Genomic DNA, 24,705 nt, shown 5'->3' on the forward strand with positions numbered 1-24,705 from the left:
TTTTTGCTGGGTGTATTGTGTGATGCGATTTTGATGGCGGGCGGTTTAACACGAGCAGGGATGTGATAAAAATTGGCACCCAATTGCCTGATTATCAATGTGCGAATATCATTTAGATTCACCATGCCGCTAACTTTATCATAGGCACGACGTCCATTGTCGCTAAAACTTTGGCGACGAAGTCCTGTCAATGCCTCTCCACTAAAGGTGCAGGCATTTCTATTGTTGCATGAGCCATTTGACTATACGCAATCAAATCAACCACATGAATGTAGCTAGAAAATGTCGTTTCGGGCGATGAATGGCCGGCAAATTCTGCCAAGACACTCCATGCCGTTGTCGATATTTGATGATATTCACCCAAAAACTTGCGCTTAATCGCCAATATCTCATCACTGCTATAATCACTAAAATATGGTAGGAGTACATCCGCACCACCCAAAATCATCGCCATCACACTGATGGCATTATGGCGAAAGCCATGCGGGGTCACCTTATAAGGCAAAGTATCCAATATCACCGAGATTGGCTTTTGGATTTCATGATATTCAAGCGCACCAGATTTGTGCTCTAGCGTCAAAAAGTAAGTCTCAGTTCTTTGTTTGCGTAACAAATACCACTCATGCACCAGTTGTAGCTCGGATGGTTTGAGTAATACTTGCAGGCAAAACCTGCGACGACCATCGTCAGATTTGATACCACGATAACCATTGGGACGAACCAAAATATTTAGGATGACTGCTTGCTCTTGCTTGTAATCATACTCAAAATCCTTAAGTTTAAGCCCCAAAAGCTCATTGATCCGCATGCCTGTGCGATACAAAAGAATAAAGATAATGTGCAATATCTGTTGATTATGCTCACTGAGTGTTGATGAGTGTATCAGATTGCGGATATGCTGATACATAATAGGTGCGACAAGGACAGGCTCAACCACCATGCCATCGCTTTTACTTGCAATTGCAACACTGGGAATGCCCATAAAATGCCTTTGCAAAGATTGATGTAAGGATCTAAGCACAGTTGCTGTATAACCTATCTTCTTCTTATTGGATTGATAAATAATGTTTTCATATAAATTGATAAAATCATCGCCATCCCAAGTGGTTATGTCTTGATCTTGCACAAAATGTAAAAACCAATCGCCCACCTCGCTTAAATAGCGTTTGATACTTGCAGGTTTATAGTGTTTGGTATTTGCAGATTTTGTGTCGCCAAATAGATCACTTATCCAGTAAATCAGACCCAACTGGGCAGTTATTTGTGTCTGACTGGCAAGCACCTTAAGCGATTCGATGGCTGTGGTTTTGCTTTGCTTTAGGATATTTCTGATTTCACGCACTAGGTCGAATTTATATACAGCTGGTTTATCGGTTGGCTCTGCACTACCTTTTTTGATGGTCATAGTGGCGGTAAACAGCTCATCGGATAGCGTCACTGACAACGGTTTAAAGCTTGGTGAGTGATAGTTTTTCCACTGATCGCTACTGATGCTCGTGTGCTTTTGCTGATTGCCGACAATGGCAGACATTTGCATATTCAGCTGTGAATTTTTAAAGGTTTGTCTGGCAAGATACAAACCCTTTTGTATTGCACTAAAGTGATGGGGCTGTGGTTTCTTGACTTGCAGGCAGGTCTGCATCAGTTGATCGAACGCCTGCTGGGTTTGCTCAAATGTCGGCATTTTGCTTTGTGGATGGCGGTTGATATAAGCGATCCACAGCAAGCTGACATCGTCAATGATGATATGGTGAGTGACAAATAACAAAGCGTCGGCATCATCTGCCACATCGATCAGCATAGACGAGCTGGACATGGGATGATATCCATAGCTTTTACTAGGGATATCTACAGTCAGTATCAGTGCATTGCCCAGCCTAAGTAGCGACTTTTTCTCAATGATATACTGATAGATTTGCTGCCTAATCCGCTTATCTTGTACACCAGTATAAATCCAAAGATTTGCATATAATGCAGCAAATACTTGTGCCAAATTCATCTGACTCAAGCTCTCTTGATAAGTGGATAGCAGTCGAGCTGTTACTTGGTAGACCTCATTAAGCCATGTCATAGTATCCTTTGATTCAATTGTATTTTTGCCTCGCCCAAGCCCAACTTGTGATTGCGTTATAGGTATGGGTGAGTTAGACAACTTTTTAAGGAGATTGAAATACTGAGCTATGTGCCGATCCACCAAAATAGAGTCGCTATTTGGATGATGTGTTTTGATATTCTGCTGAATGAATTGATAGAGTGTGTTATACGCATCCTCAGTTGGGTGTCCGTCAGATTGGCTGATAAGCCGCTCATGATGAATCCTGCAAGCTTCATGCACAATCGATCGCAAATTTGTGATGCGAGTTTTAGTTGCCATACGCCACCATCCCTTGTAGTTGAAGTTGTTTTGCCATTGTCTCAAACGCCTTTGCGGCTTGTGACATCAGACCCAATCCCAGTGAGCTTGACGGGCGCAGTAGCTCCGGCCCATCAAGTTCATGACCGTAGATGGCAAGCATAAGTGTTTCTGGTACCTGTAGCTGACTTGATAGATAAGATCGCACAAAGTGCCTTGCCCAGTTATCCGGCATCGTCCAATCTTTGATGCCAATAGACTGCATGGCTGATGGGCTGATTTCTTTTAGCTCTAAATGATCATCAATGATATTGAACAATGCTTGATCGCCTGTTAAAATTTGCTCTATGGCATCGTTAAGCTCGGATGAGCGAAGTCCAATACTTTGTTTGACATGGCGTAAAAACGCGACATATTGCTTGATTTGCGTGATTAAAAATGGACACAGCGGCACCATTCTGGCATTACCAAGACTACGCTGCTCTTTGTCACTAACACGCAATAAACCGACATCAAAATTAAATTGCGATAAAGCACCTGGTGAGCCAATGACGGGGCGTACACTGGTCAGTAGCAAGGATAATTGCCATAGCCAAGCTGTATAGGCATTAAAATATGCGATGAAGTTGGTTATGCTATGATCGTTGTCATAATGCTGTTTGAGCTGCATGGCATTTTCCCGAAGTGCCTGCATGATCTTGCTTGCAGCTTGTGGTGTGATTGCATGATAGCTACCGATACTTTGATGTATCTCATCAGCATCAAGCGTCTGTATGGATAGCAATTGATGTAATGCTGGTGAAATTTGCTTGATGGCACTTAAATAGTTGTCTAATATCTGCTGTTTAGGCAGGCTACAATAAAAAGAGCTTGCCATCTTTTTATTATTGCGTCCTGTGATGACAGATGCCTGTAATAAACCAGTGGTTTGATTAATCAAAGCTTTGTTCAACAAGTTTTTGAGGCGATTTTCGGTTATTATTGGTAAATCGCATTCTATCTTCAGCACATCAATCAACTCACTAATTTGTGCTTGCATATCATCTTTATTGATGTGTTTGTATTGGCTGATGATATGCTGATAAATGTCCTCTGGCAAGGGTAATGAGAGTGTATTACCGCTGTTTTGAAGCATATCGAATTTTTGAGTGAGTGCATTGGATTTCTGTGGACTGACTGTGACTATAGCATTAAATCTTGGTGATTTTCGATCAATGAACCCGTGTGTTTTCTTATGAGTGGTTAAATCTGCGATCAGCTCTGCAAATAAGCGACCTGTACAAATAACAAGCAGCAGCCATGCGGCCGCATCTTGATAGTACCCACCTGTCTGAAAAACCCTGAGCAACTGATTGCACACCTTATCAGCAAATTCAATCGGCAGCACTCGCAGATTGGTATCAGTCATCAGCTCGTTTAGATTGGCATGATGCCAAGCCGCTTTAATGCGTTTGACCGCCAGTGATGAGCTGTTTTTTTCTAACGTACTCAGCTGGGTTTGATCAACGTAGATGGCCCTATTGATTGGCCGCTCATCCGATGCTACTTTCTCAAATCTTTCACGATTACTGCCACGTTGCCACCTTAGTATCTCGGTGATCCTAACTGTATCGATATCAGCGTCATAATCACAGGGGAGTACTTCGTTTTGAATGCTCCTGCGAGGGCGTTTATCTCTCCCACGCTCTTTGGTGTTCCGATTGCGCCCCGTAGTGAACTTTTGTTCGTAGCAAGACTGAAGAATGAGAAGCAAGTCATGGTACATCACTTGCTCTGATGGGTCATAGCGATGTACTTCGTTTTGCTCAAAATTCTGCATACGATCTAACATAAGCTTTAGCGAATCAGCTTTTAATAGATCAATACTTGCCGTCCACACGCTATAATACTTCGATCTTGGATTGCTGCGAACCCGCAGAAACTGACTGGTGTTTTTGATGCGGATGCGATCATTTTGAGCGATAAAATAACACAGACATTGGCACAGCTTACCAATTAATTGCCACTGTTCATCAGGGTGATTGGCATCAAACTCACTACTGACATGGTATAAACTGGCTAAAGCAGACTGTAGCTCATGGTATTTATCCCGAGTCATTCTTCCTTTATATTTATGAAATATCTGATGAAGCTTATCTTTACTAACAATACATGGCTCAGGTGTAGGGATGTGAATATGATTTGCGATGCGTGGTACACAAGATGCAAGGGTGCATAGACAATTTCGCAGGTATCTCAGATCATCTTGAGTTGGTGAGTTTAGATCAGTATTTTTATCATTGAGTGCAAAGTAGCGATCAAAACTCATTGTAAACCCCCTTGGTAGGCAGGCCGCTACTGTATAGATAATCAGCCAAGCTAAACGCTGGTAGATCAGTTTTTACTCGTCGCAGCCTTCGAGCATTCTTCAAATCATCGTAGCTCCAACCACCTAAGGCGCAGATATCTTCATGTATTTTCTTTTCACCAAAAATCAGCTCGCTTTGCTCAAAAATCATTTGCTCAATTTCAGGCTCTATTTTGCGCTGCCTAACAAACAAGTCGCATAATTCTAAACCTATGGTGCGTATCAGCATCTCATCCGATATTGCCTCATTGGTTTTATCAATCTGAACCTTGATGCTTGGCTGATCTATTTGACGAATAAAAGCCAGATAATTTTTAACCAATCGATATTCGGTAGCTGAAAGCTTGACAACAACAGGCGGGTGTTGGTCTGGGTCAATATCTAGCATAGGCATAGGCATAGTCGTGCCGTACCGACCTATCAGTTCAGCGATAGGGATGCAGCTGGGATGGATGCGGATGCAATGTCTTTGTATTTGCACAGATTTTTTATTTTCAACTTTCATAGTGATTCCTTATAGTGTTTATTATTTTGATTGAACAACCAATAAAATCACTTTGATTGTACGACAGCATTTATAGACAACTCAAAAATTTTTTTAGTAATATTGCAAAGATATCTTGCTAACTATTTCTATTCGTGTCATAAAACAACAAAACCGCCTGAATATTTCCAGACGGTATGTAAATTTTCTAAAACCTATATTAATTCTAACCCATTTGTATATCACTCATCCTGCTGGGAGTTGATGTACAAAGTAAGATTCCAGATCATAATACAGCTGATCAAAGGTGTAGTCATCAAGCGTTTGTGCGCTTAATGCTTCTACTTGACCCATCACCCATCGCCAGATTGCCAAGTAGTTTTGATAGCACGGGCTGACACCAAGAAAATAACACAGGCCATGCCCCTCTTGGATGTTGAGTGAGATAATCAGCTGCTTGGTCAGCTTACTGGTTAGTTGCATGGCTGTCATTGAGTTAAGTGATTGATTGTTCATTGGTTGAGTGCTTGCAAATAGATTGTTCATAAATACATTCCTTAAAATTAGTCATTGAGTTAGCTGGCTTGGTCAAGTTGGCTGTTTAGTAGTAATGCCTCAAAAGCACTGCCATCACGGCGAGTGGCGTTCGGTACATAACGGCTATACACCTTAAATAGCATCATGGTATTGACATGACCCATTTGCCGTGCAATCCATTCAGGTGCTTCTCCTGCTGATAGCCACAATGTCGCAGCTGTATGTCTGGTCTGATAAGCACTTCTTGGCTTTAACCCAAGGTTTTTTAGGGTTGGATGCCAAATACGGCGATTGACATTGTGATAGTCAAGCGGCTCTCCTGTGTGCGAACAAAAGACAAATTTGGATTTACCATAGCTCACCTGATACTGTGCTTTGAGTGCTTCAAAAACAAATGGCGACATCATAATCTCACGATTGGATTCTACTGTTTTAGGCTCACTCATCACGCCATTGACCAATGCTTGTCTGATACGGATTTCTTTTCTTTCAAAATCCACATGCTCCCATGTCAATCCATCAATTTCACTGGTGCGCATACCGGTAAAGAATCGGACGATATAGTAGTTTTTATAATCAGCGCGCACACCGTGGATGAATCGCCACACTTCATTAATACTAAACGGCTCAATCTGTGATTTTGACGTCTTTAACTTCTTAATATCTTCACAAGGATTGTTAAAGTTGTAGCGTTTTGACGCTTCTTTTAGTATCATAGTCAACGTGGTCATAATTGCATTGATTCTGGCTGCAGACAGGGTGTTCTTGGTATTATTGTAGGTCACTTTGGCGAGGGAACTACGAAATGCCAAGACATCCGACTTTTCAATCATAAATAAAGCCCGATTTGCAAACTTAGGCAATAAATACTTGTTTAGAATAATCATAATTTTCTCCTGATAAGTTTTACGCCATTCAATCTGCTTTTCTTCAAACCACAGCTCTGCAAACTCTTTAAATAACGGCGTATCGCTTTGTAGGCTTAATCGTCGGTTATTGAGTGCATCAAAATAGGCAGCCTTACCACTCTTTGGGAAATACTGCTCATAACGAAAGCTACCCAATAAAATCTCCGCTTCCATCTTCTCAAGCACCTTAGCAAGCTTTTTACGATTTGCCGGTGTGTCAGTCAGATTGGTTGTTTCTCGGCAGCGTTTGCCCATATATTGAAAATCGACAAAAAGCAAACTACTGCCTTTTCTGGTTCTGATTGATGCCATATTCAGCCTCCTTTTTACTGTAGTGCCATACCATTAATACTACCCATAATGCCAGTACGCATATCTTTTTCAATCTGTTCCCAGATATACAAGATCTTGCGACCGCCAAATGGTCTAAAGTAATGAATGCCTTCAATCAATACAGAATCCTTTAGCTGATTGCGAATGGTACGCTCATCATATTTAATCATCTGCGAAAGCTCTTGAGTGGTGAGGTAGGTTTGTGTCATAATGATTACCTTTATCATGTGATTTAGTTCAACTATCATTAGCTATTTGTACTATAACAAAATAGCATCTCTGTATAAGGTTGTATTTTTTACCATTTAGGTGGTAATTTTTACCTTATGTGCGTAATATACATGATAATTATCACAAAGTAAAGCTTTTTTACCATAAAAAAGGTAATTTTATGATTATTAATCGTTTTCCAGTAATTTTGGCAGAAAAAAGACTTCGAGTGGCTGATGTTGTCAGGGCGACAGGGATGAGTAAGACGACGTTGCATAAGTTATATAACGACGACTCATCACGTATCGATTTTGAGACGCTTGATAAACTATGTCGATTCTTGGAAGTGCAGGTTGGGGATTTGCTTGAGTATAAGCCTGATGATTTGTCGCAATCAAAATAGGTTTAGGTCAAAGCCTGGCTTATAATCAATCGATGTATATTTTGGCTTAATAATGTAGCTTACTGCTTAAAATTGAGTTGGGGTAATTTTTCCAATATTTTGACTTATTGAAAAAGAGCCAATGGGCACATTTTAGGCACAATTTGGGCACATAAAAATTTGCATGTGCCCAACTTATCAAAAGTGGTCACATAACAATACAAATAAACAACCACCCAAACCCTTGATTTTAAACAACAAAAAAGCCCAAACCGTTCGATTTGGACTTTTTAAAATTTGGAGCGGGAAACGAGATTCGAACTCGCGACCCCAACCTTGGCAAGGTTGTGCTCTACCAACTGAGCTATTCCCGCATATTTGCTTTATGGGTGCGTATTATACAGTAAATAAAATTGCCGTCAAGCATTTTTTTGAAAATTTTTTGATTTTTGCTGAAATATCGGTATATCTGACATGATAAATAAATTTTATTTAAAATATTTCTCAATTTTTGGCATTTTCAGATTATATTATTTAATAATTTTTAAGTAAATAATTTAAAAACAATAAAAGTATGCAAATCGCCAAAAAATAGCCAAGCAACCTGTTGGCAGCTTGGCTGGGTTTGTGATTGCTTTATTTATTTTGCTTTTGTGCCTCAACGGCGAGCTGATCGTAGATGCCACCATCGCTAAAATAGGTGCTCATGATGCTTGCCCAGTCGCCAAAAACATCATTTGGAAAGAAGGTGGTCATGGCAGGGAATTTGTCTTGGTTTTGTGCCAAGATGTCAGCATTGCTTGGGCGTAAGAAAAACTTGGTTGCCAATTGCTGTGCTTCATCGCTGTACAGATAGTTAAGATACTCGGTGGCAGCTTCGGTTGTGCCTTTGCTGTCGGTGGTTGCTTTGACTACTGCAACAGGATTTTCTGCATTGATTGTGTAGCTTGGATAAACAATCTCAACATTGCCAAATTTGCCTTTGATGACATTGGCTTCGTTTTCAAAGGTGATCAAAACATCGCCAATGCCTCGTTGTGCAAAGGTGGTGGTTGCTGCACGACCACCGTTTTCAAAGACTTTGACATTGCCAAGTAGCTGCTTGGCGAAGGCTTTGGTTTGTGTTTCATCTTGTTTAAATGTCTGCAAGCCATAGCCATAAGCACCCAAGAACGCATAGCGGCCATTGCCTGTGGTTTTGGGGTTGGCGATGACAATTTCGGTACCTTGTTTGGCAAGGTCATTCCAGTCTTTTACGCCTTTTGGGTTGCCTTCACGCACCAAAAATACGATGGTGCTGGTAAACGGAATGGCGTTATTTGGGAAGGATTGACGCCAATTGCTATCAACCAGCTTGGCATCAGCAAGCAGTTCAATATCCGAACCCTGATTCATAGTTGCTACATCAGCCTGTAAGCCATTCTTAACAGAAAGGGCTTGTTTGCTTGAGCCACCATGTGATTGCTTGATGTCGATTTTGGCATCTGGATATTTGCCCACATAGTATTTTTTAAAGATTTCATTATATTCTTTATAAAAATCTCTTGACACATCGTATGAAACATTCAGCAGCTCAATCGCACCTGAATCACTGGTAGTGCTTGCGGTACTGGCGGATTCATTGCTTGCTGCTGGCTCGTTTTTTGAGCAGGCGGTCAAGCTTAGTGCTGCGCTGATGGTCGCACCGATGAGTGCGTATTTTTTTAGCGAATGTAATTTTGACATAATCGACTCTTTGTTATGGATAATGATATTGGGTCGCTATTTTACGCCAAATCCAGCAAAAATCCAGCAAAAAAACTGACTTTTGATTTTCTATTTTGGAATTAATCCCTTGTAAATAAATAGAAAATTATTTTTTATTAAAAATATAATTATTAAAATTTAATAAATTAATGGTATCGTAGAGTAAAATAACAATGAGCTGGTTGTCTTGCTGAAAATTTTAAAAAACTGTGCTATGCTTATCGTTATCAAAACAAGCATTGCAACTGCTTGGCATATCATTAATCATTGTAAGGATTTATCATGACTCAACTTGACCCAAATTGGCAATCAGACGCACTTGATCCAAGCCTTGGTTTTTTTGAGCAAACTTTGGCGGTGCGTGGTGGGTATCATCGTACGGACGAGGGTGAGCACAGCGAGGCGATTTTTGCCACCAGCAGCTATGTGTATAAAAATGCCCAAGATGCTGCCGATCATTTCAATGGTAATAAAAAAGGCAATGTCTATTCACGGCACACCAATCCAACCGTGCGAGCCTTTGAACGCCGATTGGCATTGCTTGAAAATGGCGAACGCTGTGTTGCCACCGCCAGTGGCATGGGGGCGATTTTGACCATGTGCTTGGCGTATTTGCAAGCGGGCGATCATTTGTTGTGTGCCAAGCAATTATTCGGCTCTTCGGTGGCGTTGTTTGATACTTATTTTCAGGCGTTTGGGGTTGAGGTTAGCTATGTTGATTGCTTTGATAATGCCGCATGGGCAGCGGCGATTCGCCCAAATACCAAGGTTTTGTATTGTGAAAGTCCGTCCAATCCTCTGGCACAAATTGCTGATTTGCAATTTTTAAGCGAGCTTGCACATGGGCACGGTGCGTTATTGATCGTTGATAATTGCTTTGCCACCCCTGTATTACAAAAACCGCTTGATTTGGGGGCTGATGTGGTGATTCATTCGGCAAGCAAATATATCGATGGTCAAGGTCGTGTGCTGGGCGGTGCGTTGATTGGTTCGGACGAGCTGATGGAAAAGGCATTCGGCGTGGTGCGTACAGGGGGAATTAGCTTATCGCCATTTAATGCTTGGGTGCTGCTAAAAGGGCTTGAGACGCTGTCATTACGCATGAAGACACACTGCGAAAATGCCAACCAAGTTGCCCAATTCTTAACCAATCATCCGCAGGTAAAAGCCGTACATTTTTCTGGATTGCCAACGCACCCAAGCCACGAAATTGCAAAACGCCAGCATAACGCATTGACAGGCGTGCAGGGCGGTGCATTTGGTGCGATTATTGGTTTTGAGGTTGCAGACCAAGCGTCAGCATGGCAGGTGATTGACAGCACACAGATGATTAGCATTACCAATAATTTGGGCGATGCCAAATCCACCATCACTCACCCTGCAACCACGACACATTTTCGCATGACGCCAGAGGCTCGTATGCAGGCAGGCGTTAGCGATGGTTTGATTCGCCTATCGGTAGGGCTTGAAGATGTCCAAGATATCATCGCAGATTTATCACGAGGCTTGGACAGTTTGGGTAATTAAACAAAAAACAGCTCAATTAGAGCTGTTTTTATGTGGAATAATTAGCGGCGTTTTTTGCCTTTTTTGGTGGTTTTACAGTCTTTGTAAATAATCTGACTGGCTGGGTCTTGAATGCTCATGCGAGATTTTTTGACATTTTTTGGCGTGATGGTATTTGCCATTAGGCTAAAGTTGTTTTCATCACCAAACACCGTGCCTGTCTCGTCAGTGCGGCTTGGGTTGATTGGCATAAAACGGTCTTTGCCATTTAGGTTTGCTTGAGCATAAGTTGGTTTGTTGTTTTTATCAAAGCCGTAACGGACGCTGACTTTTTGGTCATTTTGGCAAGTATAATTAATTACACGAGTCTTGCTGGTTGCTGCGTCTGCTTGGCGTGCGTCTGACTGCGGGGCAGAGTTGGCAAATGCAGTGGTGCTAATCAAGGCGACCATAACAGCAGGAATGATTTTTTTCATGTTACGCTCCTATAAAAAGAACTAAAATTTTTAATTTGGCTTGTGTCTAGCAAGCAATTGCATTATAAGTCAGAACAAAACGCATTTTCCGTTGTGTAATTGTAAGAAATTATTGCAAAATTTTCGGTAAGTTACAGCCAAGCCAATGGTGGCATATTTTTGCTAAAAAACTTGTGCAATCGGTTGCTAACTTGGCATTTTGTGTTACAATTGATACTTGCGTGCCGTGTCTTTTGGCTTGATTCATTTATATCAATCAAAACGAAATCTAATTATAAGTTTTAATGAGAAATTGGGACAACTTATGCATTATTCTATTTTTTGCCAAACCAAAAATAACGCCTTGCTTGAACCAATGTTTTTTGGTCAGCCTGTCAATGTGTCTCGTTACGATCAGCAAAAACACCCAATTTTTGAGCAATTAATCGAAAAGCAATTGTCATTTTTTTGGCGACCAGAGGAGATCGATGTATCCAAAGATCGCATTGATTTTGCTGAGTTGTCAGTGCATGAACAGCACATTTTTTTGAGCAATTTAAAATACCAAACCTTGCTTGATAGTATCCAAGGTCGCAGTCCAAATGTGGTACTGTTGCCTTTGGTGTCGATTCCAGAGCTTGAGACTTGGATTGAGACATGGTCATTCAGCGAGACGATTCATTCTCGCAGTTATACGCATATTATTCGCAATGTTGTCAATGATCCTAGCAAAATCTTTGAAGATATTGTTGATAATGAATATATCTTGGAGCGAGCAGCTGACATTGCCAAATATTATGATGACTTGCACCTGTGTGCCAAATTATACGATTTGCACGGCGAGGGGGTTTATGATATTGATGGCGAGTCAGTTGAGGTGAATTTACCCAAATTAAAAAAACAACTGTATCTGTGCATTGTCGCTGTGAATGTGTTGGAGGCAATTAGATTTTATGTATCTTTTGCCTGCTCTTTTGCCTTTGCTGAGCGTAAACTGATGGAGGGCAATGCTAAGATTATCAAGATGATTGCTCGTGATGAAGCATTGCACCTTAATGGCACGCAGCACATCATCAATTTGATGCGACAGGGTCGTGATGATCCAGAGATGGTGGCGATTACCGAAGCCTGCCGAGATGAGGCGATTGAGATTTTCAAAAGTGCTGCCGAGCAAGAAAAAGCGTGGGCGGATTATCTGTTTAAAGACGGCTCAATGATTGGTCTGAATCGAGATATTTTGTGCCAATACATTGAATTTATTACCAACACACGCATGGCAGCGATTGGTTTGCCAGCGATTTTTGAGACCAAAAGCAATCCAATTCCTTGGATTAATGCTTGGCTTGCATCAGATAATGTGCAAGTCGCTCCACAAGAAACCGAAATCACCACCTATCTGGTCGGTCAGATTGATTCGGATTTGGACGATGTGGATTTGGACGGCTTTGAGCTGTGATAACAATAGGCTGGATTGATAACGGCAGCAGTTTGTGGCTTTTATGCTTTATTGATAAATCGCAGTGATAATATGGGCTGGGTATTTACCGATGAAATGCGATTTTATCTGCATGAACACGAAACGCTGCTAAATGGCATGATTCGCACACAGCATAAACAGGTGCGTTATGAATGCCAAGAGGGTTATTGTGGTTCTTGTCGCATGACCGTGGTTGCTCATACAGGTGAGGTTAAATATATTAAGAAACCAATCGCCACGCTTGCTGATAATGAGGTCTTGGCGTGTTGCTGCACATTTACTGGCACAACTCAAGTCAGCTATCATGCTGCCGATGAGCAGCAGCTGCCTTTGTTTGATAGCCCCAATCCGCCCAAATCCACCACCTAGCATTTTGCCAAGCCAACCTTTCAGATTTGGCAACAACTACAAAAAATAACAATCAAGCCATACCCATCATGGCACAATAATGCTTTGCAAACAGGCAGATATTATCCTAAGGTGGGAAATAATGCAAAAAATCAGCAAGAAACACAAGCTGGCAGTAGGCGTAGTGCTAACAGGGGCAGCCTTGCTGGCATTGACATATTGGCGTAGTGCAAACAAAGAGATTGTTGAGAAGGTTGTTGCCAGCGATATCGCACCGATACAAAAGGCAAGTGCCACAACGCCTGACGCAGCGATTTATGTGCGTGATGTCAGTATTGAACAAAGTAGCAATAAGATACAAGCAGCCCAGCAGCTAAAATCGCTACAGCGTTATGGCAATACCACACAAGGGCTTGGCGTGCAATTTAAGCAAGCCACTCATGCCAAGATGAATTACCGTTTTGGGCAAAAAAAACCAACGACCTTTGCCCCAGTGGCGTTTGGTGCGATTTTGCCAAAGCAATTTGTGCTAACAGGTCGGCAATACGAAGGTAAGCCAAATGCTGCAGGGGCATATGGGTCGCTTTATCGTTTATTTGAATATCCAGAAACTAAGGCACGCATTGAGATTTTTGAGACACAGCTGAGTGCTGATGCACCATTTGAGCGAGTGATTGAACTGCAAAATGACCAAATAGCCGACACGCCAGTTTTGTTTGAGCAATTTTCCGACAAAAAAGGCTTGGTTTATTACAGCGTGGCCATCATCATTGCTGATAAATTTTATCAAATCAATACCAAAGCCGTTGAGAAACAAGTGGTTATCGAACTGCTCGAAAAATTGATTGTCTTAAGCAAACAAACCAAGCAAAATTAATAATACAGATAACATAAATTATTTAATATTATTAATAATTAAGTGGGCGTTTGGTTATTTTTTGCCTTGATTATCAGGGTTGTCTTTTTCGCTAATGATATCGGCATTGGGGTCGCCCAAACTCAAAATATCACCAAAATTTGGCTGGATTTTTAGCAAAAGCTGTTGGGTCTTTAGTGTGCCAGTATTGACTTGGGCTTTTTTGAGCGTGTTCATGATGGTTTCGTTGCCCTTAAGCCAGCGACCAATCTCCAGATAAATAACATCGCCTTTATGCTCGGTAAATGCAATGCCTTTTATTTTAATGCTGTTTAAGATAAAAGGTAGGGGATCTTTACCTGTTATTAAACGATAACTGGCAACGGCAAAACGAGCGGCAGGAGCTTTGTACCATTGTTTGCTGTGCAGTTCAATGACCTCGGTATTGCTGATTTGTCGTAGAACCAGCCTTTGAGTGTGGCGATCAAGCTGTAGATGCACCAACTCAAAATTGCTGGCAACGGTTGCAAAAATTCCCATAGTATCAACCGTGCAAGTTAGCCTAAGCCAGCCATCATGAATGTCAAGTTTTAGGTTGTGTAGCAGCCCAACATTTTTGGTAACAAACTGATACAGTGCGTCATTGACTTGTTTTTGGCTTAAGCTGACCAAAATTTCATCAACCAAATTATCAGCAACCTTGCTGTAGCTGTGCTTGATATTGCCAAAAATTTGTTGCCAACCCAATAAAAAGCCATCGCCAAATTTGCCAGCCAGCACGCTGGTGTCTGTCAGGCTTGTTGCATCGGTAGAAAAGTCGGTTGTGTTGGTATTTTCCATGCTCATAATATGTCAATTATTGATAAATATCACTTATTGTAGCAAATTTTATCAATAAAATGTGTTTTTCTGCGTAGCTTTTTGTAGCTTTGATGAGTGGCGGTGGGTTGGTATCAAGTCATCAGGGCTTGCCCAATCTACCCATTTTTTGTTACAATTTTGGCAAGCCTGACAATCATTGCTTGGGCATATTTTGACAAATTAATTAAATATTTTAAATAATCTATCCAGATAACTTAAGGAAAATCATGGCCTCACTATTTGCTCAATTATCCAAAGAGCAGCAACAGACACTTAGTGGCATCAAAACGCCATACTATTTGCTTGACGAGCGAGCGATTGTGAATAATTTAAAAATCGCCCAACAAATATCGGCACAGTCGGGTGCCAAGCCATTGCTTGCTTTAAAATGCTTTGCCACTTGGGGCGTGTTTGAGGCGATGAAGCCGTATTTATTTGGAACGACTTCATCATCACTAAATGAGGTGAGATTGGGTCGTGAGTGCTTTGGAGGTGAGACGCATGCTTATAGTGTGGCGTATGCTGACCATGAGATTGATGAAGTATTAAGTTATGCTGATAAGATTATTTTTAATTCATTTAACCAGCTGACAAGATTTGAGCAAAAGGCACGCGATGCAGGCGTCGCTATGGGCTTACGCATTAACCCAAAAACAAGCAATTCTTCTTTTTTAATCGCCGATCCTGCCAGACCTTTTAGTCGGTTAGGCGAGCATGATGTTGATAAAATCTTGGCTGTGGCAGATCGCATCAGCGGCGTAATGATTCATAATAATTGCGAAAATGACGATTTTGATGCATTTAACCAAAGCCTAACCGAGATTGAGAATCGTTTTTCTGCATTATTTCATCAGCTAGACTGGGTGAGTTTTGGCGGTGGAATTCATTATATCGCTGATAATTACCCCATTTCGGCATTTGCCAAACGGTTGCAGGATTTTAGCGAACGCTATGGTGTACAAATCTACCTTGAGCCGGGTGAGGCTGCGGTGCATCAAGCGGCTGAACTGGTAACAACCGTGCTGGATACGCTGCACAATGGCAAGCCGTTGGCAGTGGTTGATGCCTCTATTGAGGCACATATGTTGGATTTATTAATCTATCGCCAATCGGCACCATTGGCGTGCGTTAATCAAACCGCCTATCACATCAAAGGGGGTGATTTTGATGGTGATGGTAGCGATGACGGCTCGGTGCGTATTTATGGCAAATCTTGTTTGGCGGGGGATATTTTTGGCGATTATGTACTTGATGCACCGCTAGAAGTTGGCGATAAAGTGGTTTTTGCCAATGCAGCTGCCTATACCATGGTGAAAAAAAACTGGTTCAATGGCGTGGATATGCCTGCGATAGTCATTGTCCGTGAAAATGGCGAAATCGTTATCCAAAGGCAGTTTGATTATCAAGATTATAAAGCAAGTTTATCCTAAGTGAATGCTGGCAAGATGAAATACAGCTACATGGCGTGATAAATGCTTGAAAAATTAGCAAAAAATCGCTATCATGATTGGTTTGCCAAAGGGCATAAATTTGGGTGCATGAATTTTCCTGAAGTCTTCCTTTTTAATTCATGCACGCAGTTGATTGGTCTGGTTGGGACACGAAGGAGGATTTATGACACAGCCAAAAAATGTACTCATTATCGGTGCAGGCGGCGTTGCTCAAGTTGTTGCACACAAATGTGCGATGGCGAACGATATTTTTGGTGAGATTCACATTGCCTCACGCACGCTATCAAAGTGCGAGGCGATTGCCCAAAGCGTTGCTGACAAGGGCAGTTTTAAGCGTGCGGCGGTATTGCATACGCACGCTGTAGATGCACTAGATACTCAGGCAGTGGCGGCGTTGATTACCAAGATTGATGCAGATATTGTCATCAATGTTGGTTCGCCTTTTGTTAATATGAGTGTCATGGATGCGTGTATTGCAACCAAGACGCATTATTTGGATACGGCAATTTATGAAGATCCACGCAAAATTTGCGAAACACCACCATGGTATGAAAATTACGAATGGCAAAAAAGAGATGCCTTTAAGGACGCAGGCGTAACGGCAATTTTGGGCGTGGGCTTTGACCCTGGTGTGGTCAATGCGTATGCACGGCTTGGTGTTGAGTATTTTGATACAGACAGTGTAACTGATATTGATATTATTGACATTAATGCAGGCAGTCATGGCAAATATTTTGCCACCAATTTTGACCCTGAGATTAATTTTCGTGAATTCACTGGCGTGGTATATTCTTGGCAAAATAATGCGTGGCAAACCAACCAAATGTTTGAGGTCAAACGCACAGATGACCTGCCTGTCGTTGGTGTACAAAACAGCTACTTGAGCGGTCATGATGAGTTGCATTCATTGCACAAAAACCTCAATGTGCCAAATATCCGTTTTTGGATGGGTTTTGGTGAGCATTATATGAATGTTTTTGGCGTACTAAAAAATCTAGGCCTGTTATCCGAGCAGCCTGTTACAACAGCAGAGGGCTTGGAAGTTGTGCCATTAAAAGTTGTGAAAGCGGTATTGCCAGACCCTTCAAGTTTGGCCGCCAATTATACAGGCAAGACCTGCATTGGCAACAAAGTAAAAGGCACAAAGGGCGGCAAGGAGCAAGAGATTTTTATTTATAATATCGCCGATCATCAAGAGGCTTATGCAGAGGTTGGCAGTCAGGGCATTTCTTACACAGCAGGCGTGCCACCTGTTGCTGCTGCTTTGTTGATTGCGACAGAGCAGTGGAATGTCGGCACGATGGTTAATGTTGAGGAATTGGACGCAAAGCCATTTATCAATCTGCTAAACCAAATGGGCTTGCCAACTCGTATCCGTGATGCTGACGGCGATAGATTGTTGCAGTTTGCCTAAGATTTTTACGATTAAGAAAACGCATCGAGACTTTCGGTGCGTTTTTGATTGAGCCTTAGATGCTTTGTACACGCCAAGATGCACTGTGATATAATAATAAAATTGACTGATTATTAAAAGGCAACTTATGCGAATCCGCAAATTATTCAAGTTTGAAAATGCACACATTGTGCGTAATTGTTCATCAAATCGCTGCAAATATTCAATTCATGGACATAGCTACCAAGTTGAGCTAATTTTGCAGGCAAATCGACTCGACCATGGGCAGATGGTGTATGATTTTGGCTTATTAAAAAGTGCAATCAAGGACATTATTGATAGTTTTGATCATGCCATTACCTTTTGGCAAAAAGACGATCCAGAGTATATCGCAGCGTGCAAAAACTTTAGTGCCAGATGGGTGGCAATGCCAGTATCACCCTCAGCAGAGCAATTTAGCAGGGTGATATTTTTCTGGGCTGATGCGATTTTGCAACAAACCCAAATGCAAAATGGTGAAAGTGATGTGATGGTGTATTCGGTGATTGTGCATGAGACGGCAACGGGTTATGCCCAGTGTTTTATTGAAGATGTGCAAAATGAGCAAATGGGCAAATTAAACTTGGCGGATTTTGAATTTAGTGATGAAGTGCGTGCCGAGTGGCATGATCCATTGATGTATGACAAACTCATCAGTGGTGAAAAATTCATCAATCCCAAAGTGGCTTTGCAGGTTGATGTATCATGAGTCTAATAACCAGTCAGATGATTTTGACAACTGAGGCAGATACGCAAATTTTGGCAAAAAAATTGGCAGCATTAAATCTAACAGGCGGTGTGTGGTTGTCTGGCGATTTGGGGGCGGGCAAGACCACTTTGACTCGCTATTGGCTACAAGCGATGGGGCATAATGGTGCGGTCAAAAGCCCGACTTATACACTGGTTGAGCCTTATCAGCTTACCAAAAATGGTGTGATTAAGCCAATTTATCATGCTGATTTGTACCGATTAAATGACCCAGAAGAGCTTGATTTTATTGGGTTTTTTGAATATTTTTCTGAAGAGAATGCCTTGCTTATCATTGAGTGGGCAAGCCGTGCTGATGCGGTATTGCCACCACCTGACTATCAAATCAAGCTGACACGCCGTGATGATGACAGTCGTTATGTGGAGCTGGTTGGCTTGGAGCTTGCTTGATGCTGTGCCAATTACCAACTTATCACAATCTGCCTGATAATGCCGTGGTGTGCTTGATGTCGCCAACCGCCAGCGGCAAAACTGATTTGGCGTGCCAGCTGTATCAGACGGGCAGATTTGAGTTAATTTCGGTGGATAGTGCATTGATTTATCAGGGCATGAATATTGGCACTGCCAAGCCAACCGCTGACGAGTTGAGAGAATTTCCGCATCATCTGGTGGACATTATCCGACCAACTGACAGCTATAGCGTGGCAAATTTTGTTCACGATGTTGAACGGTTGATTGGGCAAATTCATGCCAAAGGCAAAATACCGCTGCTTGTCGGTGGTACGATGATGTACTACATGGCACTGCTTGATGGTATTTCAAGCGTACCACAAACCGTGCAGTCGGTTCGCCAAAAGGTGCAACAGTGGCTGCATGAGCAGGGCAATGCTGCTTTGTATGAATACCTTTTGCAGCATGACCCGATAATTTGCCAAAAACTAAAAATAACTGACACTCAGCGAATCACACGAGCGGTTGAGGTGCATTTACAAACAGCACAACCGATGAGCTATTGGCAGACTTTACCAAAAATTGCCCTAAGCGATAATCCGCAATGGCGGTGGTATGGCATCATTGTTAATCCAGACCGAGCGTGGCTGCATGAGCGAATCGAGCGGCGTTTGCAGTTGATGTGGGCGGCGGGATTTGTTGATGAAGTGGTGCAGTTATTAATCAGTTATCCAGATCTGACCGCCGAAATGCCCGCAATGCGAGCGGTGGGCTATCGCCAAGTTTTGGACTATTTGGTGGCAATCCATCATGAATGTGTGGTCAATCATCATGGCTTGCAGCCGTATTATCTGCTCAAACAATCTGCCATCTCGCCTCAAAACATATCAAATAATCACCATTTTGACAAAAAAATGCAAAAAACTACAACAAACACAGAGGCTGTGGCTTGTCAAGATATGAAAAATAAGGCATTATATGCAACAAGGCAGTTGGCAAAACGCCAGTACACTTGGCTAAGACAGCTTGCCTTGATAGACAAAGCGACGACAACTAATTTAACAATAGCGTCATTTGATAGCATACAACAAGTACAACAGCAATTCATGCAATACTAGGGTAGAACCATTTGCATTGCCTGAGCTATTTAACTGGAGAGCGTTATGTCAAAAGGACAAACCTTGCAAGATCCTTTCTTAAATGCCTTGCGTAAAGATCGTATTCCTGTGTCAATTTTTTTGGTGAATGGCATTAAACTACAAGGACAAATTGAGTCATTTGACCAATATGTAATTTTGTTAAAAAATACAGTTAGCCAAATGGTGTATAAGCACGCCATTTCAACGGTTGTGCCAACACGCAATCCACGCACCGAAGGCGGTCAAACACCTCAAACGGGCAGCTATCAAGCAAGCGGTTTGGGTGTGATGACAAGTGGCAGTTATCAAGGTGGTTTTGAGAGACAAGCTGGTTTTGAGCGTTCGGCAGCTGGGGCGTATCAGGCTACAGGTACGCGTCCACAAGGGGGATTTACCCGCACGCCACAATCAGGTTATGATAGACAGGGCTTTGATAGATCGTCAGCTTATCAATCATCAACCATTGGCGGTATGAACCAGTCTGGCTTTGAGCGAGGCGGTATGGGCTATGACAGACAGGGTTTTGATCGCACAGGCTTTGAGGAGCGTGGCTTTGATGGCAAATCATTTGACGCTTCTGATAACCGTAGCTTTAATCGCACAGGCTTTGATAGCAAGCCTGATGGTAAATTCACCGAAGACGATGAATTTGAACAATAAGCCTGATTGATGCCTTTGCCTTGATGATTTTGCCAGGGTTTGCACGATACAAATGCCCGCAAGTGTCTTTGGACTTTGTGGGCATTGTTGTGTCGTTGTCTGGGCTTTTGGCGAGCTGCCTTTGCATGGTTAGTAAAGCCTTGATAAATAACAAAAGACACAAATAATCAGCAAATTTTATTGCAAAATATGCTATTATAGCGGTATTTAATGTTATCTTTGCAAAATAGCTGGGTCAATTTGGGTCGTGTATGACAACTGCCAAACAGACAATTGATTTTATTCAGACTGCCATTACTGCCATTAACACAGAGCAGCGAGCACTTGATTTGTTGATTGAGCAGCTTGATGAGCGTTTTGTGGCAGCTTGCCAGACGATTTTGGCGTGCCAAGGGCGTGTGGTGGTAACAGGCATGGGCAAATCGGGGCATATCGGTCGCAAAATTGCCGCAACTTTTGCCTCTACAGGCACGCCTGCGTTTTTTATGCACCCCGGTGAGGCTGGGCATGGAGATTTGGGTATGTTGGTGGCAGGCGATGTACTGATAGCCATCTCAAACTCTGGCGAGTCTGATGAGATTCGTATGCTGCTGCCTGTGGTGAAGCAATTGGGCATTCCGATGATTAGTATCAGTCGTGATACACGGGGCGTGTTGCCAAGGGCTGCCGATATTGCTTTGACGCTTGGTCTGTCCGAAGAGGCTTGCCCATTGGGTCTGGCACCTACTTCTAGCACAACAGCAACACTGGCACTGGGCGATGCTTTGGCGGTGGTTTTGTTGCACGCACGAGGCTTTACCAGCGATGATTTCGCCTTATCGCACCCTGCTGGTGCATTGGGGCGTAAGCTATTGACGCGAGTACAAGATGTCATGCATACCGACAATTTGCCTGTGGTGCATAAGCAAACAAGCCTGCATGAAACTTTATTGGTGATGACGCATGGGCGATTGGGCTTGGCGGTGGTGGTTGATGAATCTGATAGGGTGCTGGGCATTTTTACCGATGGTGATTTGCGACGCAAACTTGCCGAGAATCAAGATTTGACCGTTGCCATTGCTGATTTGATGACCATCATGCCAAAAACCATTGATGGGCAAATGCGTGCATCAGATGCTTTGACGCTGATGAATCAGCACGCCATCAGTCAATTATTGGTGGTGGAGGCGGATAAGTTGGTCGGTGTGATTAGTATCCATGATTTGTTAAAAGCAGGTGTGAGCTGATTCATCATATCTTGTGGTATGGTTGGCGGATTGGGAATTTTGTCATAAATTTGCAAAAAGCAGTTGGTTTATTGACATGAATCAACTCAAAATTTGCGATTTTTTATCAAAATTCAAGCTCTATTTTAAGAATTTATTTATTAACAATAAATAAAAACCGATTAATTTTGCCCAATTGTGCATTCTATGATGATGGGATAATGTTGGTTGTTGGCGTGATAAGCCCAAGAAAATGATGGGCTGTTTTATGAATTTATAATGATAAATAGCTTTAATATCAATTAAAGTTAATTCATCAATGCGATAAGATGTTATGACATGAATGAGCAAATTTTACAAAAGGCAAAAAATATCAAGCTGTTTGCAATGGATGTTGATGGCGTGCTGTCAGATGGGCAAATCATCTATGATGCACAAGGCGTGGAAACCAAAGCGTTTTTTGTGCAAGATGGGCTGGGTTTGCAGGCGGTAAGGCAGGCAGGCGTGGTGCTTGCCATCATCACAGGGCGGAGTTCTGCGATGGTTGAGCGGCGTGCCAAAGAATTGGGCATTGCCCATGTGATACAGGGCAGAGATGATAAGTTTGTCGCTTTGATGGATTTGGCGGCACAACTGGGTTTGGATTTGTCAGAGTGTGCCTATATGGGCGATGATTTGCCAGATTTAAAGGCGGTGCGTGAGGCAGGTTTTGGCATCAGCGTTGCCAATGGTTGTCTGCAAACGCAAGCGGTGGCAGACTATGTTACCCAAAAAACAGGCGGACAGGGTGCAGTGCGAGAGGTGTGTGAGCTGATTTTGCAGGCACAAGATAAATTTGATGATTTTGTTAAAAAATTTCAATAATATAACCAAATGAATGGCTTGATGTAATGAATATCCGAATTCTCAGCGTGCTTGGTGTGATGGCGTTGGCTGTCGCAGCATGGTTTTTTTATCAAGAGGAAGTGGAGATAAAACCTGCTTTGCCACAAGCACCTGTTGCCAGCTCTGAAGTTGTTCAGATTAGTGCTGTACAAACTAACCCAGAAACTGGCGAAACCGAATACACGCTCACTGCTGATTCGCTGGTACAAAACACAAGTGGCGAAGATGAAATGCTGGGTGCAAGCATTCATTGGCAACCGCCAGCAGGCGAAAAATATACGCTCACTGCCAAGCGTGCGACTTTGGCACAGACAACGGGTGATTTGTCGCTGTCGCAGGGCTTTCGCATGGTGCGAGCTGCTACAGCCACCAAGCCTGAAATGGTGATTGAGGGTGCAGCATTGCTTGGCAATACCAAATCTCGCACGGTATCAAGCCAAGAGCCTTTGGTGGTTACGCAAGGTGAGGACAAGTTTAAGGCGGCGGGATTTCGTGCTAATTTACAAACTGGCGATTATGAATTTGACAAAATTGAAGTGTTGTTCAATGCACCCAAACGCCAAAATAAGCCGTTATTTTAGCTTGATTGTTGATGTTTATTTTATTGGATAATTTAGTTTGAGTACTTGGTATGTTTATTAAAAATTTATTAAAAAATTCAGCATTGGTGCTAACTTTATCAATCACGCCATTGATTGCAGCTGCCTTGCCATCTGATGCCAACCAACCGATTCGCCTATTGGCAGACCGTGCCACCTACAGCGAACGCACAGGTGTTACCACTTATTCGGGCAATGTAACCATCGAGCAAGGCACGCTAAAAATTGCCGCAGATAACCTCACGGTCAATCTAAATACTGCCAATCGCAGCATTAATTCGGCTGTGGCAACAGGCAGACCTGCAACCATGCAACAAATCATCACCCAAGAAAAGGGACTTGCCAAAGGTCAGGCCAATCGCATTGACTATAATGCGGTTACGGGCATTGTAACTTTGACAGGCAACGCCAAACTTACTCAAGCTGGCTCAAGTTTTTCGGGTAATGTTATTCGCTACAGCCTATCAGCAGGAGATGTTGAGGCCAATGCAGGGGGTGGTCAGCGTGTTGAGCTGGTTTTTCCGCCCAGTGAGTCAGGCTCACGGCGAGGCGTACGCTAAGGGGCTGCTATGACAACCTTATCAATGCACCATCTTGGCAAGCGTTATGGGCAACGCTGGGTGGTAAAAGATGTTTCGTTTGAGATTGAACAAGGGCAGGTTGTTGGGATTTTGGGGCCAAATGGTGCAGGCAAGACCACCAGTTTTTATATGGTGATTGGGCTTGTGCCGATGGACAAAGGGCAGGTTATGCTTGGTGGCAAAGATATCTCGAAATACGCCATGCATGAGCGTGCTGCACAGGGCATTGGTTATCTGCCCCAAGAGGCATCAATTTTTCGCAAATTAACCATCGAACAAAACATCATGGCGATTTTGCAGACTCGTAAGGAGTTGGACAAGGCAGCCCAGCTCAATGAGCTTGAGAAATTGATGGCGGAATTTCATCTTGAGCATGTGCGTCATTCACTGGGTATGAGTGTCTCTGGAGGTGAGCGTCGTCGCTGCGAGATTGCCCGTTGTCTGGCATCAAACCCAAAGTTTATTTTGCTTGACGAGCCATTTGCAGGGGTTGATCCGATTTCGGTTGGCGATATTATGCAAGTGATTGAATCTTTGCGTATGCGTGGCATTGGGGTGCTGATTACCGACCATAATGTGCGTGAAACGCTGTCTATTTGTCAAAAAGCCTACATTGTCTCTGAAGGCACAATTATCGCTGCAGGTAACAAAGATGAAATTTTGGCCAATGAATTGGTCAGAAAGGTCTATCTGGGCAAAGACTTTGTGGTGTAGCAATTGCTTGATTGGGCAAATACATCATCTGACAAATTATATCACCATGTGCCAAATGCCTTTTTGTGGTCAAATTGC

Annotated in this window: 25 protein-coding genes and 1 tRNA gene; 16 read left to right on the forward strand and 10 right to left on the reverse strand. The window is 42.6% G+C overall.

Translation table 11 applies throughout. The features are described from left to right. Positions 1 to 187: 187 nt before the first annotated feature. The 6 genes from BW928_RS07970 to BW928_RS07995 all read right to left on the reverse strand — a co-directional run bounded on the left by BW928_RS07970 (position 188) and on the right by BW928_RS07995 (position 7,171). Positions 188 to 2,374, reverse strand: coding sequence for a tyrosine-type recombinase/integrase (locus BW928_RS07970; protein WP_076555703.1), 2,187 nt, complete (start codon positions 2,372 to 2,374; stop codon positions 188 to 190). Further along, positions 2,364 to 4,661, reverse strand: coding sequence for a hypothetical protein (locus BW928_RS07975; protein ID WP_143821542.1), 2,298 nt, complete (start codon positions 4,659 to 4,661; stop codon positions 2,364 to 2,366). Before BW928_RS07975 ends, BW928_RS07970 begins: the two co-directional genes overlap by 11 nt. Next, positions 4,651 to 5,205: a hypothetical protein gene (locus BW928_RS07980; RefSeq protein WP_076555705.1), complete on the reverse strand. Its 555-nt coding sequence runs from the start codon at positions 5,203 to 5,205 to the stop codon at positions 4,651 to 4,653. The genes BW928_RS07975 and BW928_RS07980 overlap by 11 nt, the downstream gene beginning before the upstream one ends. A 225-nt stretch (positions 5,206 to 5,430) precedes the next feature. Then, a complete protein-coding gene (locus BW928_RS07985) occupies positions 5,431 to 5,730 on the reverse strand; it encodes a hypothetical protein (protein ID WP_076555706.1) in 300 nt (99 codons plus the stop codon). A gap of 29 nt (positions 5,731 to 5,759) precedes the next feature. Beyond that, positions 5,760 to 6,941 carry an Arm DNA-binding domain-containing protein gene (locus BW928_RS07990; protein WP_076555707.1) on the reverse strand — a complete coding sequence of 394 codons (1,182 nt, stop codon included), beginning with the start codon at positions 6,939 to 6,941 and terminating at the stop codon, positions 5,760 to 5,762. Positions 6,942 to 6,955: 14 nt separating this feature from the next. After that, a complete protein-coding gene (locus tag BW928_RS07995; protein ID WP_076555708.1) occupies positions 6,956 to 7,171 on the reverse strand; it encodes a hypothetical protein in 216 nt (71 codons plus the stop codon). Between the two features lie 182 nt (positions 7,172 to 7,353). Between BW928_RS07995 and BW928_RS08000 the strand changes: the two genes are divergently transcribed. Next, the gene (locus BW928_RS08000) at positions 7,354 to 7,575 is read left to right on the forward strand and encodes a helix-turn-helix domain-containing protein (RefSeq protein ID WP_049237014.1); all 222 of its coding nucleotides are present in this window, start codon (positions 7,354 to 7,356) and stop codon (positions 7,573 to 7,575) included. A gap of 277 nt (positions 7,576 to 7,852) precedes the next feature. Here the strand turns inward: BW928_RS08000 and BW928_RS08005 are convergent. After that, positions 7,853 to 7,928, reverse strand: a tRNA-Gly gene (locus BW928_RS08005). Positions 7,929 to 8,190: 262 nt separating this feature from the next. After that, positions 8,191 to 9,279 (reverse strand): sulfate ABC transporter substrate-binding protein, encoded by a 1,089-nt coding sequence (locus tag BW928_RS08010; RefSeq protein ID WP_078310423.1) that lies wholly within the window; start codon positions 9,277 to 9,279, stop codon positions 8,191 to 8,193. Positions 9,280 to 9,582: 303 nt separating this feature from the next. Here BW928_RS08010 and BW928_RS08015 point away from each other — a divergent pair, with 303 nt between their 5' ends. Beyond that, positions 9,583 to 10,827: an O-succinylhomoserine sulfhydrylase gene (locus tag BW928_RS08015; RefSeq protein ID WP_076555709.1), complete on the forward strand. Its 1,245-nt coding sequence runs from the start codon at positions 9,583 to 9,585 to the stop codon at positions 10,825 to 10,827. A gap of 41 nt (positions 10,828 to 10,868) precedes the next feature. Here BW928_RS08015 and BW928_RS08020 read toward each other — a convergent pair whose 3' ends face one another. Further along, the gene (locus tag BW928_RS08020; RefSeq protein WP_076555710.1) at positions 10,869 to 11,282 is read right to left on the reverse strand and encodes an ACP-like domain-containing protein; all 414 of its coding nucleotides are present in this window, start codon (positions 11,280 to 11,282) and stop codon (positions 10,869 to 10,871) included. Positions 11,283 to 11,586: 304 nt separating this feature from the next. On the opposite strand from BW928_RS08020, the gene nrdB reads away from it, so the two are divergent. The 3 genes from nrdB (at position 11,587) to BW928_RS08035 (ending at position 13,963) form a co-directional block, all read left to right on the forward strand. Beyond that, complete coding sequence (gene nrdB, locus BW928_RS08025; RefSeq protein ID WP_076555711.1) at positions 11,587 to 12,717, forward strand: class Ia ribonucleoside-diphosphate reductase subunit beta; 1,131 nt, start codon at positions 11,587 to 11,589, stop codon at positions 12,715 to 12,717. A 72-nt stretch (positions 12,718 to 12,789) separates the two neighbouring features. Continuing rightward, a complete protein-coding gene (locus BW928_RS08030; protein WP_076555732.1) occupies positions 12,790 to 13,107 on the forward strand; it encodes a 2Fe-2S iron-sulfur cluster-binding protein in 318 nt (105 codons plus the stop codon). 121 nt (positions 13,108 to 13,228) lie between these two features. Next, positions 13,229 to 13,963, forward strand: a complete 735-nt coding sequence (locus BW928_RS08035; RefSeq protein WP_076555712.1) for a hypothetical protein — start codon at positions 13,229 to 13,231, stop codon at positions 13,961 to 13,963. A gap of 54 nt (positions 13,964 to 14,017) precedes the next feature. Here the strand turns inward: BW928_RS08035 and BW928_RS08040 are convergent, their stop codons facing one another. Further along, complete coding sequence (locus BW928_RS08040) at positions 14,018 to 14,788, reverse strand: hypothetical protein (protein ID WP_227516576.1); 771 nt, start codon at positions 14,786 to 14,788, stop codon at positions 14,018 to 14,020. Positions 14,789 to 15,030: 242 nt separating this feature from the next. On the opposite strand from BW928_RS08040, the gene BW928_RS08045 reads away from it, so the two are divergent. The 11 genes from BW928_RS08045 to lptB all read left to right on the forward strand — a co-directional run bounded on the left by BW928_RS08045 (position 15,031) and on the right by lptB (position 24,627). After that, entirely contained in the window at positions 15,031 to 16,233 is a 1,203-nt protein-coding gene (locus BW928_RS08045) for a carboxynorspermidine decarboxylase (RefSeq protein ID WP_076555714.1), read from the forward strand. A 184-nt stretch (positions 16,234 to 16,417) separates the two neighbouring features. Further along, positions 16,418 to 17,668, forward strand: a complete 1,251-nt coding sequence (locus BW928_RS08050; protein WP_076555715.1) for a saccharopine dehydrogenase family protein — start codon at positions 16,418 to 16,420, stop codon at positions 17,666 to 17,668. 127 nt (positions 17,669 to 17,795) lie between these two features. Beyond that, positions 17,796 to 18,395, forward strand: a complete 600-nt coding sequence (locus BW928_RS08055) for a 6-pyruvoyl trahydropterin synthase family protein (protein WP_076555716.1) — start codon at positions 17,796 to 17,798, stop codon at positions 18,393 to 18,395. After that, complete coding sequence (gene tsaE / locus BW928_RS08060) at positions 18,392 to 18,844, forward strand: tRNA (adenosine(37)-N6)-threonylcarbamoyltransferase complex ATPase subunit type 1 TsaE (protein WP_076555717.1); 453 nt, start codon at positions 18,392 to 18,394, stop codon at positions 18,842 to 18,844. Before BW928_RS08055 ends, tsaE begins: the two co-directional genes overlap by 4 nt. Then, on the forward strand, positions 18,844 to 19,962 hold the full coding sequence (miaA, locus tag BW928_RS08065; protein ID WP_076555718.1) for a tRNA (adenosine(37)-N6)-dimethylallyltransferase MiaA: 1,119 nt from the start codon (positions 18,844 to 18,846) through the stop codon (positions 19,960 to 19,962). The genes tsaE and miaA overlap by 1 nt, the downstream gene beginning before the upstream one ends. 45 nt (positions 19,963 to 20,007) lie before the next feature. Further along, the gene (hfq, locus tag BW928_RS08070) at positions 20,008 to 20,643 is read left to right on the forward strand and encodes an RNA chaperone Hfq (protein ID WP_076555719.1); all 636 of its coding nucleotides are present in this window, start codon (positions 20,008 to 20,010) and stop codon (positions 20,641 to 20,643) included. 251 nt (positions 20,644 to 20,894) lie between these two features. Then, positions 20,895 to 21,869: a KpsF/GutQ family sugar-phosphate isomerase gene (locus BW928_RS08075; RefSeq protein ID WP_076555720.1), complete on the forward strand. Its 975-nt coding sequence runs from the start codon at positions 20,895 to 20,897 to the stop codon at positions 21,867 to 21,869. A 318-nt stretch (positions 21,870 to 22,187) separates the two neighbouring features. After that, the gene (locus BW928_RS08080) at positions 22,188 to 22,712 is read left to right on the forward strand and encodes a KdsC family phosphatase (protein ID WP_076555721.1); all 525 of its coding nucleotides are present in this window, start codon (positions 22,188 to 22,190) and stop codon (positions 22,710 to 22,712) included. Between the two features lie 26 nt (positions 22,713 to 22,738). Continuing rightward, on the forward strand, positions 22,739 to 23,314 hold the full coding sequence (gene lptC / locus BW928_RS08085; RefSeq protein WP_076555722.1) for an LPS export ABC transporter periplasmic protein LptC: 576 nt from the start codon (positions 22,739 to 22,741) through the stop codon (positions 23,312 to 23,314). Between the two features lie 50 nt (positions 23,315 to 23,364). Next, on the forward strand, positions 23,365 to 23,892 hold the full coding sequence (gene lptA, locus BW928_RS08090) for a lipopolysaccharide transport periplasmic protein LptA (RefSeq protein WP_076555723.1): 528 nt from the start codon (positions 23,365 to 23,367) through the stop codon (positions 23,890 to 23,892). Between the two features lie 9 nt (positions 23,893 to 23,901). After that, on the forward strand, positions 23,902 to 24,627 hold the full coding sequence (lptB, locus tag BW928_RS08095; RefSeq protein ID WP_076555724.1) for an LPS export ABC transporter ATP-binding protein: 726 nt from the start codon (positions 23,902 to 23,904) through the stop codon (positions 24,625 to 24,627). Positions 24,628 to 24,705 lie beyond the last annotated feature (78 nt).

This window comes from Moraxella cuniculi DSM 21768, from assembly GCF_900156515.1.
Taxonomy (GTDB): Bacteria; Pseudomonadota; Gammaproteobacteria; order Pseudomonadales; family Moraxellaceae; genus Moraxella; species Moraxella cuniculi.

Coding starts and splice junctions, on each gene's coding strand:
- BW928_RS07970 (WP_076555703.1), bottom strand. CDS start 2,374: ATGGCAACTAAAACTCGCATCACAAATTTGCGATCGATTGTGCATGAA.
- BW928_RS07975 (WP_143821542.1), bottom strand. CDS start 4,661: ATGAGTTTTGATCGCTACTTTGCACTCAATGATAAAAATACTGATCTA.
- BW928_RS07980 (WP_076555705.1), bottom strand. CDS start 5,205: ATGAAAGTTGAAAATAAAAAATCTGTGCAAATACAAAGACATTGCATC.
- BW928_RS07985 (WP_076555706.1), bottom strand. CDS start 5,730: ATGAACAATCTATTTGCAAGCACTCAACCAATGAACAATCAATCACTT.
- BW928_RS07990 (WP_076555707.1), bottom strand. CDS start 6,941: ATGGCATCAATCAGAACCAGAAAAGGCAGTAGTTTGCTTTTTGTCGAT.
- BW928_RS07995 (WP_076555708.1), bottom strand. CDS start 7,171: ATGACACAAACCTACCTCACCACTCAAGAGCTTTCGCAGATGATTAAA.
- BW928_RS08000 (WP_049237014.1), top strand. CDS start 7,354: ATGATTATTAATCGTTTTCCAGTAATTTTGGCAGAAAAAAGACTTCGA.
- BW928_RS08010 (WP_078310423.1), bottom strand. CDS start 9,279: ATGTCAAAATTACATTCGCTAAAAAAATACGCACTCATCGGTGCGACC.
- BW928_RS08015 (WP_076555709.1), top strand. CDS start 9,583: ATGACTCAACTTGACCCAAATTGGCAATCAGACGCACTTGATCCAAGC.
- BW928_RS08020 (WP_076555710.1), bottom strand. CDS start 11,282: ATGAAAAAAATCATTCCTGCTGTTATGGTCGCCTTGATTAGCACCACT.
- nrdB (WP_076555711.1), top strand. CDS start 11,587: ATGCATTATTCTATTTTTTGCCAAACCAAAAATAACGCCTTGCTTGAA.
- BW928_RS08030 (WP_076555732.1), top strand. CDS start 12,790: ATGGGCTGGGTATTTACCGATGAAATGCGATTTTATCTGCATGAACAC.
- BW928_RS08035 (WP_076555712.1), top strand. CDS start 13,229: ATGCAAAAAATCAGCAAGAAACACAAGCTGGCAGTAGGCGTAGTGCTA.
- BW928_RS08040 (WP_227516576.1), bottom strand. CDS start 14,788: ATGAGCATGGAAAATACCAACACAACCGACTTTTCTACCGATGCAACA.
- BW928_RS08045 (WP_076555714.1), top strand. CDS start 15,031: ATGGCCTCACTATTTGCTCAATTATCCAAAGAGCAGCAACAGACACTT.
- BW928_RS08050 (WP_076555715.1), top strand. CDS start 16,418: ATGACACAGCCAAAAAATGTACTCATTATCGGTGCAGGCGGCGTTGCT.
- BW928_RS08055 (WP_076555716.1), top strand. CDS start 17,796: ATGCGAATCCGCAAATTATTCAAGTTTGAAAATGCACACATTGTGCGT.
- tsaE (WP_076555717.1), top strand. CDS start 18,392: ATGAGTCTAATAACCAGTCAGATGATTTTGACAACTGAGGCAGATACG.
- miaA (WP_076555718.1), top strand. CDS start 18,844: ATGCTGTGCCAATTACCAACTTATCACAATCTGCCTGATAATGCCGTG.
- hfq (WP_076555719.1), top strand. CDS start 20,008: ATGTCAAAAGGACAAACCTTGCAAGATCCTTTCTTAAATGCCTTGCGT.
- BW928_RS08075 (WP_076555720.1), top strand. CDS start 20,895: ATGACAACTGCCAAACAGACAATTGATTTTATTCAGACTGCCATTACT.
- BW928_RS08080 (WP_076555721.1), top strand. CDS start 22,188: ATGAATGAGCAAATTTTACAAAAGGCAAAAAATATCAAGCTGTTTGCA.
- lptC (WP_076555722.1), top strand. CDS start 22,739: ATGAATATCCGAATTCTCAGCGTGCTTGGTGTGATGGCGTTGGCTGTC.
- lptA (WP_076555723.1), top strand. CDS start 23,365: ATGTTTATTAAAAATTTATTAAAAAATTCAGCATTGGTGCTAACTTTA.
- lptB (WP_076555724.1), top strand. CDS start 23,902: ATGACAACCTTATCAATGCACCATCTTGGCAAGCGTTATGGGCAACGC.